9 protein-coding genes are annotated in these 13,786 nt (G+C 71.9%); all 9 read left to right on the top strand.

Features of this window, described 5'->3' with window-relative positions; translation table 11 throughout:
* The first annotated feature begins 163 nt into the window (after positions 1-163).
* Entirely contained in the window at positions 164-2,986 is a 2,823-nt protein-coding gene (locus tag CIB93_RS11500) for a bifunctional diguanylate cyclase/phosphodiesterase (protein ID WP_096626685.1), read from the top strand.
* 217 nt (positions 2,987-3,203) lie between these two features.
* Positions 3,204-5,060, top strand: coding sequence for an acetolactate synthase large subunit (locus tag CIB93_RS11505; RefSeq protein WP_096626686.1), 1,857 nt, complete (start codon positions 3,204-3,206; stop codon positions 5,058-5,060).
* A gap of 22 nt (positions 5,061-5,082) precedes the next feature.
* A complete protein-coding gene (gene ilvN, locus CIB93_RS11510; protein ID WP_096626687.1) occupies positions 5,083-5,610 on the top strand; it encodes an acetolactate synthase small subunit in 528 nt (175 codons plus the stop codon).
* A gap of 119 nt (positions 5,611-5,729) precedes the next feature.
* On the top strand, positions 5,730-6,731 hold the full coding sequence (ilvC, locus tag CIB93_RS11515) for a ketol-acid reductoisomerase (RefSeq protein WP_096626688.1): 1,002 nt from the start codon (positions 5,730-5,732) through the stop codon (positions 6,729-6,731).
* Positions 6,732-7,018: 287 nt separating this feature from the next.
* On the top strand, positions 7,019-8,611 hold the full coding sequence (gene serA / locus CIB93_RS11520; protein WP_096626689.1) for a phosphoglycerate dehydrogenase: 1,593 nt from the start codon (positions 7,019-7,021) through the stop codon (positions 8,609-8,611).
* Between the two features lie 210 nt (positions 8,612-8,821).
* Positions 8,822-11,341 (top strand): Tox-REase-5 domain-containing protein, encoded by a 2,520-nt coding sequence (locus CIB93_RS11525; protein ID WP_096626690.1) that lies wholly within the window; start codon positions 8,822-8,824, stop codon positions 11,339-11,341.
* 145 nt (positions 11,342-11,486) lie between these two features.
* Complete coding sequence (locus CIB93_RS11530) at positions 11,487-12,185, top strand: hypothetical protein (protein ID WP_096626691.1); 699 nt, start codon at positions 11,487-11,489, stop codon at positions 12,183-12,185.
* Positions 12,182-12,727, top strand: coding sequence for a hypothetical protein (locus tag CIB93_RS11535; protein ID WP_096626692.1), 546 nt, complete (start codon positions 12,182-12,184; stop codon positions 12,725-12,727). Before CIB93_RS11530 ends, CIB93_RS11535 begins: the two co-directional genes overlap by 4 nt.
* A 104-nt stretch (positions 12,728-12,831) precedes the next feature.
* Positions 12,832-13,614 (top strand): isoprenyl transferase, encoded by a 783-nt coding sequence (locus tag CIB93_RS11540; protein ID WP_096626693.1) that lies wholly within the window; start codon positions 12,832-12,834, stop codon positions 13,612-13,614.
* Positions 13,615-13,786: the final 172 nt, after the last annotated feature.

The raw sequence follows: 13,786 nt of genomic DNA on the forward strand, positions 1-13,786 counted from the left end.
GGGGGCGACGGGCGATGTGCTGGCCATGGAGAGACGATCCGACGCGGGCGGGCGGGCGGCCGGGGTCCTCGGAGCGGACGCGGCGCTCCGCCCGCCCGTGGCCGGATTCCGGCCCCGGTTCCGCACTGGCGACGAGGCCGGGCCCGGGGCGGGGAGCCCTCCGGTGAGCGCGCTGGGGGCCCTGCTCTCCCCGCGCTCCGCCTCCGGCGGTGCGGGCCTGCGGTCCCGGATTCTGCTCGGCGTCGTCTGCGCGGGGTATTCGGTGGGTGCCGCCGTCGGCTGGGGGTCACCCCGACTGGCGCTCGTCATGGGGGACTTCGGCCTCGCCGTGGCGGCGCTGGTCGCCGCCGTCTCCTGCTTCCTCTACGCGCGCACCGGCGCGGGGCGGCTGCGCCCCGCCTGGCTGCTGTTCTCGCTCTCCTCGCTCATGGCGGCCTGCGGAAACGCCGTCTGGGGCTGGTACGAGGTGATCCTCTCGGTCCCCGTGCCGACCCCTTCCCTCGCCGACGTCTTCTTCCTCTGCTTCGCCCCGCCCGCCATCGTCGGGCTGCTCGTGCTCGCCAAGCGCCCCGTCACCCGCGCCGGCTGGGTCTGCCTGGCCCTGGACGCCTGGCTGATCGCCGGCTCCCTGTTGACGCTCGCCTGGAGCCTCGCCCTCGCGCACGCCGCGCACATGGCGGGCTTCCAGGAGGCCAGCGTGGCGCCCGCCGCCCTCTCGCTGGCCTATCCGCTGCTCGACATCGTGCTCGTCTCGATGGTGCTCGCCCTGCACTTCCGCCGGTCCGGCGCCAACCGCTCCGCGGTCAACACCACCATCGCCGCCCTGGCGCTCACCGTGCTGAGTGACGCGGTCTTCACCTCGCCGCTGCTGCGCTCCACCTACCACTCGGGCCAGCTCCTCGACGCGGGCTGGTTCGCCGGTTCGCTGCTCCTCGCCTACGCCCCCTGGGGTGCCCGGCGAGGGCCCGGGGCCGCCGAGCGCCCCGGGCCCCCGCGGGCCGCCGCCAGCCGCCCGATCGCCGGTTCGCTGGCCGCCCTGACCCCCTATCTCGCCGCCGCCGTCTGCACCCTGGGCATCCTGTACAACGTGGTCGAGGGCCGCCGGGTGGACCGGGTCGTCGTCCTCACCGGCTGTACGGTCGTCCTGGCGCTCGTCGTCCGCCAGGGCATCATGCTCCTCGACAACATCTCGCTCACCCAGGAGCTGGCCCAGAAGGAGAACCACTTCCGCTCCCTGGTCCAGGGCTCCAGCGACGTCATCATGATCGCCGCACCCAACGGGACCCTGCGCTACGTCAGCCCCGCCGCCGCCGGGGTCTACGGGCGCGAGGCGGAAGATCTCGTCGGCTCCGAGCTGTCCTCGATCATCCATCCCGAGGACCTCGGCGGGGTGGTCCACGAGGTGCGGCGCTTCCTCGCCGCCCCACCGCACGAAGAACCCACCACGCGCATCGAGTGCCGCTTCCGCTCCGGAACCGGCGACTGGCTCAACGTCGAGTCCACCGTCAACCGCCACCAGGGCGGCCTCCTCCTCAACAGCCGCGACGTCACCGAACGGGTCAGGCTCCAGGCCCAGTTGCAGCACAACGCCGAGCACGACCCGCTCACCGACCTGCCCAACCGGGCGCTGTTCACCGCCCGGGTCCGCAAGGCGCTCGGCGGCCGCCGAGCGGGCGACTCCGGCACCGCCGTCCTCTTCATCGACCTCGACGGCTTCAAGGCGGTCAACGACACCATCGGCCACCAGGCGGGCGACGAACTGCTCATCCAGGCGGGCCGCCGCCTCCAGGAGTCCGTCCGGGCCGGGGACACCGCGGCGAGGCTCGGCGGCGACGAGTTCGCGGCGCTCATCATCGGCGACGGCACCCGCGACCAGGGCGCCCGGGAGTATCAGGTCCACGAGATCGCCGACCGGCTGCGCCTCACCCTCTCCCAGCCGTACCGGATCGGCTCCAGCGAGGTCCGGGTGGCCGCCTCCATCGGCGTCGCCTTCGCCGAGCCCGCCATCAGCCCCACCGACCTCATGCGCAACGCCGACCTCGCGATGTACCGGGCCAAGGCGGGCGGCAAGGACCGGGTCGAGCTGTACGCCCCGCAGATGCAGGCCGACGTCGTACGCCGCTCCGAGCTGGCCACCCGGCTGCGGACCGCCCTGCGCGACGGCGAGTTCGCCCTGCTCCACCAGCCAGTGGTCCATCTCGCCAGCGGGTCCGTGGCCGCCGTCGCCGCCCAGGCCCGCTGGAGATCCGCCCAGGGCATCCTGTTCACCCCCGCCGAGTTCCTCCGGGTCACCGGCGACGACGACCGCACCGCCGAGCTCGGCCGCTGGCTCCTGGAGGAGTCCGTCGCCCAGGCCGCCGACCGGGCCAGGGCCGGGCACCCCGTCCCCGTCGCCGTCCGGCTGTCCGCCGCCCGGCTGCTGGACACCGCCGCGCCCTTCGGCTCCATCGAGGCGCTGCTGACCCGGCACGGCCTGCCCTCGGGTGCCCTGATGATCGAGGTGGCCGACAGTGACCCCCGCGTCTCCTTCGACGCCCTGGAGCAGCGCCTCGTGGCCCTGCGCCGGCTCGGCGTACGGATCGCGCTCGACGGCTTCGGCAGCGGCTTCGCGGCGATCAACGCCCTGCGGCGGCTCCCCATCGACGTACTGAAGCTCGACCGGAATCTGGTCGAGGGGGTGGTCGAATCGGCCAGACTGCACAAGATCACCAGCGGGCTGCTGCGGATCGCCTGCGACCTCGGCCTCCAGTCCGTCGCCGACGGCGTCGACGTCCCCGACCAGGTCCTCGCCCTGCGCGCCATGGGATGCACGCACGGCCAGGGGATGGCCTTCTCCGGGCCGCTCGACGAATACCGGCTGCGGCGGGCGCTGGTCCGCGGGGAGTTCCCCGTGCCGGGCATTCCGGGCCCCCGGCCGGCCATGGCGGGCGGCTCGATCCCGCTGCTCACCGGATCACATACTGAGACGCCCGTCCCACCCCCTTGACACGTCATGCGTGCCGGAGAGAGGGTCAATGCCATGCGCACCCGAATTCTCGTACTTGGAAAGCGCGTCGGCTGAAGCAGAGTCACTCCACGACACTCTGCGGACCACTCCGGCGCGCTCCCCTCGCTTGCCTCACGGCACGAGGGGTTTTTTGTTGCACCGACACCGCTCAAACCGCTGCAAAACACCCGCGAAAACCCTCAGCTTCGAGAAGAGAATGCCGATGACCGAGCAGGCCACCGGGGCCCATCACCCGCAGCCGCGCGCCCGTAACGGCGGACAGCCGTCCGCCACCGTCGAGCACGTCACGGGCGCCCAGTCCCTCATCCGTTCTCTTGAGGAAGTCGGCGCCGACACGGTATTCGGCATCCCCGGCGGTGCGATCCTCCCCGCCTACGACCCGATGATGGACTCCACCCGCGTCCGTCACGTCCTGGTCCGCCACGAGCAGGGCGCCGGTCACGCCGCCACGGGGTACGCGCAGGCCACCGGCAAGGTCGGCGTCTGCATGGCCACCTCGGGGCCCGGCGCCACCAACCTGGTCACCCCGATCGCCGACGCGCACATGGACTCCGTGCCGCTCGTCGCGATCACCGGCCAGGTCGCCTCCAAGGCCATCGGTACCGACGCCTTCCAGGAAGCCGACATCTGCGGCATCACGATGCCGATCACCAAGCACAACTTCCTGGTGACCAAGGCCGAGGACATCCCGCACACCATCGCCGAGGCCTTCCACATCGCCTCCACCGGCCGTCCCGGACCGGTCCTCGTCGACATCGCCAAGGACGCCCTCCAGGCCCGGACCACCTTCAGCTGGCCGCCCACCCAGGACCTGCCCGGCTACCGCCCGGTGACCAAGCCGCACGCCAAGCAGATCCGCGAGGCCGCCAAGCTGATCACCCAGGCCAGGCGCCCCGTGCTGTACGTCGGCGGCGGCGTCCTCAAGGCCAGGGCCACCGCCGAGCTGAAGGTCCTCGCGGAGCTGACCGGAGCGCCCGTCACCACCACCCTGATGGCGCTCGGCGCGTTCCCCGACAGCCACCCGCTGCACGTGGGAATGCCGGGCATGCACGGCGCCGTCACCGCCGTCACCGCGCTGCAGAAGGCAGACCTGATCGTCGCCCTCGGCGCCCGCTTCGACGACCGCGTCACCGGCAAGCTGGACAGCTTCGCCCCGTACGCCAAGATCGTCCACGCCGACATCGACCCGGCCGAAATCGGCAAGAACCGCACCGCGGACGTCCCGATCGTGGGCGACGCCCGCGAGGTCCTGGCCGACCTGGTCCAGGCCGTCCAGGCCGAGCACAACGAGGGCCGCACCGGCGACTACGCCGCATGGTGGAAGGACCTCAACCGCTGGCGCGACACCTACCCGCTCGGCTACGACCTGCCCGAGGACGGCAGCCTCTCCCCGCAGCAGGTCATCCAGCGCATCGGCAAGCTCGCCCCCGAGGGCACGATCTTCGCGGCGGGCGTCGGCCAGCACCAGATGTGGGCCTCCCACTTCATCGACTACGAGCAGCCCGCCACCTGGCTCAACAGCGGCGGCGCCGGGACGATGGGCTACGCGGTCCCGGCCGCGATGGGCGCGAAGGCCGGCATGCCCGACCGCACGGTCTGGGCCATCGACGGCGACGGCTGCTTCCAGATGACCAACCAGGAACTGACCACCTGCGCGCTCAACAACATCCCGATCAAGGTCGCCGTCATCAACAACGGCGCCCTCGGAATGGTCCGCCAGTGGCAGACCCTCTTCTACAACCAGCGTTACTCCAACACCGTCCTGCACTCCGGCCCCGACAGTGACGGCGGTCCGGCCAGGGGCACCCGCGTCCCGGACTTCGTCAAGCTGTCCGAGGCCATGGGCTGCTACGCCATCCGCTGCGAGGACCCGGCCGAACTGGACAAGGTCATCGAAGAGGCCAACTCCATCAACGACCGCCCCGTCGTGATCGACTTCATCGTCCACGAGGACGCCATGGTCTGGCCGATGGTCGCCGCCGGCACCTCCAACGACGAGGTCCAGGCCGCACGCGGCGTCCGCCCCGACTTCGGCGACAACGAAGACGACTGAGAGACAGAGAGAGAACGACTCCATGTCCAGCAAGCACACGCTCTCCGTCCTGGTCGAGAACAAGCCCGGTGTCCTCGCCCGGATCACCGCCCTGTTCTCCCGACGCGGCTTCAACATCGACTCGCTCGCGGTCGGTACCACCGAGCACCCCGACATCTCCCGCATCACCATCGTCGTGAATGTCGAGGACCTGCCCCTGGAGCAGGTGACCAAGCAGCTCAACAAGCTGGTCAACGTCCTGAAGATCGTCGAACTCGAGCCCGCCGCCGCGATCCAGCGGGAGCTCGTCCTGGTGAAGGTCCGCGCCGACAGCGAGACCCGCTCCCAGATCGTCGAGATCGTCCAGCTGTTCCGCGCCAAGACCGTCGACGTCTCCCCGGAGGCCGTCACGATCGAGGCGACCGGAGGGGCCGACAAGCTGGAGGCGATGCTCAAGATGCTGGAGCAGTACGGCATCAAGGAGCTCGTCCAGTCCGGCACCATCGCCATAGGGCGCGGCGCGCGCTCGATCACCGACCGGTCCCTGCGCGCCCTCGACCGCTCGGCCTGAGCCGACGCACCCGAGCGGGGCGGCCGTCCGCCCCGCTCGGATGGCGAGACCCGACCACACTCACGACGCACCCCGCCGTACGGTGGGACGCAACACCTGCACACCAAGGAGAAGACCCAGTGGCCGAGCTGTTCTACGACGACGATGCCGACCTGTCCATCATCCAGGGCCGCAAGGTCGCGGTCATCGGCTACGGCAGCCAGGGCCACGCCCACGCGCTGTCGCTGCGTGACTCCGGCGTCGACGTCCGCGTCGGTCTGCACGAGGGCTCGAAGTCCAAGGCCAAGGCCGAGGAGCAGGGCCTGCGCGTGGTGACCCCCGCCGAGGCCGCCGCCGAGGCCGACGTCATCATGATCCTCGTCCCGGACCCGATCCAGGCCCAGGTCTACGAGGAGTCCATCAAGGACAACCTCAAGGACGGCGACGCCCTGTTCTTCGGCCACGGCCTGAACGTCCGCTTCGGCTTCATCAAGCCGCCGGCCAACGTCGACGTCTGCATGGTCGCCCCCAAGGGCCCCGGCCACCTGGTCCGCCGCCAGTACGAGGAGGGTCGCGGCGTCCCGTGCATCGTGGCCGTGGAGCAGGACGCCTCGGGCAAGGGCCTGGCGCTCGCCCTGTCGTACGCCAAGGGCATCGGCGGCACCCGTGCCGGCGTCATCAAGACCACCTTCACCGAGGAGACCGAGACCGACCTGTTCGGTGAGCAGGCCGTCCTCTGCGGTGGCACCGCCGCCCTGGTCAAGGCCGGTTTCGAGACGCTGACCGAGGCGGGCTACCAGCCCGAGATCGCGTACTTCGAGTGCCTGCACGAGCTGAAGCTCATCGTCGACCTCATGTACGAGGGCGGCCTGGAGAAGATGCGCTGGTCCATCTCGGAGACCGCCGAGTGGGGCGACTACGTCACCGGCCCCCGGATCATCACCGACGCCACCAAGGCCGAGATGAAGAAGGTCCTCACCGAGATCCAGGACGGCACCTTCGCCAAGAACTGGATGGCCGAGTACCACAACGGTCTGCCCAAGTACAACGAGTACAAGAAGGCCGACAGCGACCACCTGCTGGAGACCACCGGCCGTGAGCTGCGCAAGCTCATGAGCTGGGTGAACGACGAAGAGGCCTAGGCCTCGGGGAGCGGGGCGGGTCCGGAAGGGCCCGCCCCGCTCCGCATCACCGGAAGCATCACCGGAAGCACTACCGGAAGGTGCGGGTTCTGTGCGGGTGTACACCACGTCCACCCCGTGCGGGTGATCCTTCCACCAGGGCGCAGTAGAAGGCCCTCCGCATGACTACACTTCTCAACACATACACGCGTCAGGGCCCACAGTGTCGTGCGTCTACCACGCGGCTAGCCCCTCCACCGCCTGCGGCCGTCGGGACGGCCGTCCGCACTGGACTTGTGAGGACTCACGTGAGCTCGAAACCTGTCGTACTCATCGCTGAAGAGCTGTCGCCCGCCACGGTCGACGCTCTGGGTCCGGATTTCGAGATCCGGCACTGCAACGGCGCGGACCGCGCCGAGTTGCTCCCCGCGATCGCCGATGTCGACGCGATCCTGGTGCGCTCCGCGACCAAGGTCGACGCCGAGGCCATCGCCGCCGCCAGGAAGCTCCGGGTCGTGGCCCGCGCGGGCGTCGGTCTGGACAACGTCGATGTCTCCTCGGCCACCAAGGCCGGCGTGATGGTCGTCAACGCCCCGACCTCCAACATCGTCACCGCCGCCGAGCTGGCCTGCGGTCTGCTGGTCGCCACCGCGCGGAACATCCCGCAGGCCAACACCGCCCTGAAGAACGGCGAGTGGAAGCGCTCCAAGTACACCGGCGTCGAGCTCAGCGAGAAGGTCCTCGGCGTCGTGGGCCTCGGCCGCATCGGTGTCCTGGTCGCCCAGCGCATGTCGGCCTTCGGCATGAAGGTCGTCGCCTACGACCCCTACGTCCAGCCCGCCCGCGCCGCGCAGATGGGCGTCAAGCTCCTCAGCCTGGACGAGCTGCTGGAGGTCGCCGACTTCATCACCGTGCATCTGCCCAAGACCCCCGAGACCCTCGGCCTCATCGGGGACGAGGCGCTGCACAAGGTGAAGCCCTCGGTGCGCATCGTCAACGCCGCGCGCGGCGGGATCGTCGACGAGGAGGCGCTGTACTCCGCGCTCAAGGAGGGCCGCGTCGCGGGCGCGGGCCTCGATGTGTACGCGAAGGAGCCCTGCACGGACTCCCCGCTCTTCCAGTTCGACCAGGTCGTCTGCACCCCGCACCTGGGCGCCTCCACCGACGAGGCCCAGGAGAAGGCGGGCATCGCGGTCGCCAAGTCCGTCCGTCTCGCGCTCGCGGGTGAGCTGGTCCCGGACGCGGTCAACGTCCAGGGCGGCGTCATCGCCGAGGACGTACGCCCCGGCCTCCCGCTCGCCGAGAAGCTCGGCCGGATCTTCACCGCGCTCGCGGGCGAGGTCGCGGCCCGGCTCGACGTCGAGGTGTACGGCGAGATCACCCAGCACGACGTGAAGGTGCTGGAGCTCTCGGCGCTCAAGGGCGTCTTCGAGGACGTCGTCGACGAGACCGTCAGCTACGTCAACGCCCCGCTCTTCGCGCAGGAGCGCGGTGTCGAGGTCCGCCTCACCACCAGCTCCGAGTCGCCCGATCACCGCAATGTGGTCACCGTGCGCGGCACGCTCTCCAGCGGCGAGGAGGTCGCGGTCTCCGGCACGCTGGCGGGCCCGAAGCACCTCCAGAAGATCGTGGCCATCGGCGAGCACGACGTGGACCTGGCCCTCGCGGACCACATGGTGGTCCTGCGCTACCAGGACCGTCCCGGTGTGGTCGGCGCGGTCGGCAAGATCCTCGGCGAGGCCGGGCTGAACATCGCGGGCATGCAGGTCTCGCGGGCGGCCGTGGGCGGCGAGGCGCTCGTCGTCCTGACCGTCGACGACACCGTCCCGCAGACGGTGCTGACCGAGATCGCCGACGAGATCGGCGCCTCCTCGGCCCGCTCGGTGAACCTCACCGACTGACACACCCCGCACGACCCCGCCCTGTACCCGGTGGCCGGGCCCCTCGTCCCGTACGAGAGGCCCGGACGCCGGGTACAGCGCTTTCCGCGGACAGCCAACCCGCCGGGGTGGGCCCGGGGTTGGGCCCTGGGGCCCACGACGCGCGGCGGCCCCCGACCCTAGGGTGACCGATTATCAGGTCACTCAGGGGTACCGGGGGTCGGATCACGTATGTCTGCTGTCGGTGGCATACCCGTAGCGGGAGGACCGGCCCCGGCCGCCGCCCCGCGGCGTGAACTCCCGGGCCCCCTCGTCCTCGTAAGAGCGCTGCTCCTCGTCCTTCTCGGCGCGACGGTCCTGGGCGCGATCGGTCTCTCCGGCTCCGCGCTCGCCGTGGACGCGATGGGCGCCGAGGTGCTCGGCATCCTGCTGTACGCCTCCGCGCCCGGGGTGCTCGGCGCGCTGCTGGCCCGGCACGTACGGACCGGCGGCACGCGGGTGCGGTGGGGGATCGTCGCCGTTCAGGGGTGGTTGATCCTCGGCGGGCTCGCCAACCTCGGGAACGGTTCTCCGGACGGGCTGACCCAGCTGGTCCTGCCGATCCTGATCATCGTCCTGATCAGCCGGTCCCCGAGCCGTGCGTGGTTCCGGCTGCCGTCGGCCGAGCGGGGCCGGCCGCCGAAGTTCTCGCTCCCGCACATGATCACCTGGCGCCGGGACCGGGGGCAGACCGCCCTGGAGTACCTGGGCCTCGTCCTGATCGTCGTCGCGCTGATCGCGGCCCTGACAGTGGGCGGCCTCGGCGGCCGGATCACTGACGGCCTCCAATCGGCGATCTGCTCGCTGACCGGCAGCTCCTGCCCGGTGTCCGGAGGCAGCGACTCCGTCGAGGCGGGGGACGGCCCGGGCGGGGGAGCGGACGGGGGTACCTCGGGGAGCGCGGACGGCGGTGTGGATGGCGGCGCTGATGGCGGTGCGAACGGGGGTGCCGACGGCGGCGCTGACGGTGGGTCGACAACCACGGGCGGGGCGACCGGCGGCGATGCGACGGGCGGGACGGGGAGCACGGGAGGTACCGGCAGTACTGAGGGGACGGGCGGGACCAGCAGTACAGGCGGGACCAGCAGTACAGGTGGGACCAGTGGTACAGGTGGGACCGGCACCGGCGGCACCGCGTCCGGCGGCTCCGGAAGTACCGGCGGAACCGGGGGCGGCACCGGCGGGCCCGACGACACCGGGCGTCCCGGCACCGGTGAGGACACCTTCCCGGAGGAACACGAGGAGCCCGAGGCCGCCTACGACGTGCCCGCCTCCGCCGAGGGCGAGGGCGGTGGGGAGCAGGCCGAGGAGCAGGAGGACTGCGGCGGCTGGGGCTTCTTCGGCTGCGCCTGGGACCGTACGACCCAGGTCTTCAAGGGCGTCGTGGTCGACGGGATCTGGGGCGACATCACCGGGATCATCGACCTGTTCAAGCCCGAGACCTGGTCGGGCCTCGTGGACTACGGAGGCCGGCTCGCCGACCAGTGGGCGGCCGACTCCGCGGGCGCGGGCGACAAGTGGGCGGACGGCGACTACCTGGGCGCGCTCCGGGACTGGGGCGGGGCCTCGGTCAACACGGTGATCACGGTCGGCGACGACATCTTCGTCGGGGACGAGGTCCGTGAGCGCTGGAACAACGGGGAGAAGACCCGGGCCGTCACCGATGTGATCTGGAACGTCGGCTCGCTGTTCATCCCCGGCTACAACGTCGCCAAGGTGGTCAGCAAGGCCGGGAAGCTCGGCAAGGTCGGCAAGGCGGCCTCCGAGGTCGCCGACGCTGCGGGCGACGCGAGCGCGGCCGCCCGCCGGGCTCGCCAGGCCGCGGAGGCGGGCGACCTGGACGGCGTACGCAAGGCGGCGAGGGAGGCCGACGAGGCGGCGGACAGCGCCGAGGACGCGGCGCGCCGGACCGGTTGCGCCATCGCGTCCGGGACGCCGTCGGTGCGGTACGGGGGAGGCGGCACCGGTGGAGTGCCCGGCTCCGGTACCGGGGTGCTGGCGGGCGGCCCGCCGGGCCGGATCATCCTCGCGGAGGGCGGCTGCGACGAGGCGGCCAGGAAGTCGGCCGAGGAGGCGCGGGCGGCGGAGCGCCAGGCGCATCTGGACCAGAAGCGGCTGGAGGAGCCCGAGCGGGCCCGGAAGGCCGAGCTGGACAAGAAGAAGTACCCCGAGCCGCAGCGCAACGACACCTCCGACCCGCGCAACTACAACCCGCCGTCCTGGGCCGACGGCCTCAAGGACCGTACGCTCGGCGACGCCGACGCGGGCGACGGCTACTGGGCCGGCCGGGACCGCAACCCCGCGCCGAACTGGAAGAACGAGTCCTGGCTCCGCTACCAGGAGCAGATCACCGGGACGAACCGGGGCCAGGAGTACGTCGTACCGCACCCGCGCGAGGGCAAGCCGGCCGTGGAGTACGACGGGTGGGACTCCTCCCGGCAGACCTACCTGGAGGCCAAGAACGGCTACGGCAGCTATCTGTCCAAGACCGACCGCTCCAGTCTCACCCCGTCCGGCAAGGACAAGTTCGTCGCCGAGGCACGGGCCCAGGTGGAGGCGTCCGGCGGCCGCGCCGTGGAGTGGCACTTCTCCGACCCGGACGTGGCCAAGGCGGCCCGCAAGGCGTTCCGTGAGGAAGGGCTGCCGATCAAGGTGATCAACACCAAGCCGCACCCCGGCGACAGCACCAGGAAACCGGAAGCATTCGACTGAGGGCTGTCCCGCCAGGGATGACCCGACAGCCCTCAGCGGCCGAGTAGCCTGCAACGCGTGGTGCCCCCGGCCGTCGGGCCCCGTCGGCGTGCGGCTGGGGGAGCCGCGCGACGCGGGACGGCCGGCCGACGGAGGAGAGACGAGCATGCGACGTGTAGTGCGGGGCTTCTGGGGTCCGAGGCCCGAACCGGTCGAGGCCCTGGCCGACCGTTGGCAGCGGACCCTGGACGGGTTCGCCGAGCTGGTCCCGCAGGCGGCCGACGTCTGGAGCCAGGTGCACGGGAACGGACCCGCGACCGCCTTCACCGCAGGAGAGGACGGTCTGCTCGGCGCGCTGCGGACCGCCCAGGACGCGGCCGACTGGTCGGACCTCACCGGTACCGGGCTGCGGCTCGTCGGCACGGGGGCGCCCGGCTGGGAGGCGGAGGTCAGCGGACTGGCCGGGGGCTCACCGCGGTTCCTGCTCCAGTCGCTCGCGATCGTCCTCCACGCACCGGACATCGCCGTGGTCCCGGAGGAGGAGATCCTGTCCCTCCTGGCCCGGGTGTGGGAGCCGGACTTCGGTGACGTGAGCGACGACGACGTGCTGGACGCCCTGGAGGATGACGCCGGGTATTCCGTCGGCGACCCGGTCGTCGGCCGCACCGGCTACCTCTCCCCGGCCCGCGCCGCCCTGGTCCCGGCCGGCCTGGACGTGGTCCGGCAGCAACTCCCGGCAGGCGGTGAGCTGCTGAGTATCGCGGCCCCCGGCGACAGTGCGACGGTGGTGCGGGTGTACGAACGGCTGCGCGAGGCGGGGGCGCTGGCCCCGCTGCCCCGCCCGTTGGACCGGCCCGTACTGTGACCGCCCGGGCCGGGGAGGCCTTCGACGCGGACCGGGCGGCCGCCGAGGTCGAGGAGCTCCTCGCCGCCCCCGTACGGGCCACCGGCCCCACCGCCGCCGAGGGCGACCCGGCCACCGGCGAGTGGACGCTCAGCACGGGGGCGGGGTTCCGGATCGTGCCGCTGTGGGAGGGCGACCCGCTGACCGGCGTGTACGCCCCCGAGTGGAACGACGCCGAGGAGGCCGCGGCCGCCCGGCTCGACTCCCTGGCCCGAGTACTGGACACCCGCTGGGGTCCGCGCCGCACGGTCCCGCTGCACGGGCCGCTGCTGCGGTGGCAGGGCGGTTCGCCCGTGGAGCCGCTGTTCGAGGCGCTGTTCGCGGAAGATCTGTACGGGGACCTGAGCGTCTGGGGTCCGGTCGGCTCCGACGGAGCGGCCCCGGGCGGCCGCTGGGTCGCGCTGACCGTCGGTCACAGCGACGCGGACGCGCCGATGGTGCTGGCCGCACTGGTCAGCGACCGGCCGGTGGTCGAACCGGAGGGCGCGGACGGCCCGTTGTGAGGCCCCCAGGCCCCGCCGTCGTGCTCCCGTGCGACCCCGCCGGGGGTGGCCGCGGACGCTGGTAGGGTCCTTCGGCACCACCCATCCCGTGATGGAGAAGGTCCATGAAGCTGCTCCCCCTGTTCCTGCGACGCCCGATCGAAGCGGTGTACGAGCGTCGGCTCGCCGCCACCCTGGTGGGGCTGCCCCGCCCGCAGCACGTCGGGATCATGGTGGACGGCAACCGGCGGTGGGCCCGCAAGGCCGGGCACACGGACGTCCGGGAGGGGTACCGGGCGGGCGGCGCCAAGGTGACCACGTTCCTCGGCTGGTGCACCGCCGCGGGGATCGAGCACGTCACCCTCTTCATGCTCTCCGACGACAACCTGGGCCGCCCCGCCGAGGAGCTCGGCCCGCTGATCGAGGTCATCGAGGAGACCGTCCGCGACATCACCGCCGAGGGCCGCGACTGGGAGGTCCAGGTGATCGGCTCGCTCGACATGCTGCCCGGCTCCAGCGCCCGGGTGCTCAAGGAGGCCACCGCCGCCACGAGCGGGCGCGGCGGGCTCAAGGTGGACGTGGCGGTCGGCTACGGCGGCCGGCGCGAGATCGTCGACGCGGTGAAGGCCGCCTTCGAGGAGCACATGGCCGCCGGGGGCGACCCGGCCGAGCTGGTCGCGCGGTTCGGGATCGACGACATCTCCCGGCACCTCTACTCGCCGATCGCCGACCACACCGACTTCATCATCCGGACCTCCGGCGAGCAGCGGCTCTCCGGCTTCCTGCTCTGGCAGTCCGCGTACGCCGAGATGCACTGGGTGGACTGCTACTGGCCCGCTTTCCGGCACGTGGACTTCCTGCGGGCGCTGCGCTCGTACGCGAACAGGGAACGCCGCTTCGGCAAGTGACGCTCCCCGCACCGCACTCAGGTCCCGGAGCGATCCGTCACGGTGCGCGGGCCGCCCGTCGACGACCGTGGGCAGCACCGGCAGATCCGGCAGCTCGGTGGCCGCGGTGGTCAGCGGGCTGTCGGCCAGGACCGTGTGGTCGGCGCGGCAGCCGCAGGCGAGCCGCCCCGCC

It is taken from the genome of Streptomyces sp. WZ.A104 (assembly GCF_002382885.1).
Lineage (GTDB): Bacteria > Actinomycetota > Actinomycetes > Streptomycetales > Streptomycetaceae > Streptomyces.

What these genes read in the sequence shown, in the direction of transcription:
- CIB93_RS11505 (WP_096626686.1), top strand. Translation starts at nt 3,204, where the DNA reads ATGCCGATGACCGAGCAGGCCACCGGGGCCCATCACCCGCAGCCGCGC.
- ilvN (WP_096626687.1), top strand. Translation starts at nt 5,083, where the DNA reads ATGTCCAGCAAGCACACGCTCTCCGTCCTGGTCGAGAACAAGCCCGGT.
- CIB93_RS11525 (WP_096626690.1), top strand. Translation starts at nt 8,822, where the DNA reads ATGTCTGCTGTCGGTGGCATACCCGTAGCGGGAGGACCGGCCCCGGCC.
- CIB93_RS11530 (WP_096626691.1), top strand. Translation starts at nt 11,487, where the DNA reads ATGCGACGTGTAGTGCGGGGCTTCTGGGGTCCGAGGCCCGAACCGGTC.
- CIB93_RS11540 (WP_096626693.1), top strand. Translation starts at nt 12,832, where the DNA reads ATGAAGCTGCTCCCCCTGTTCCTGCGACGCCCGATCGAAGCGGTGTAC.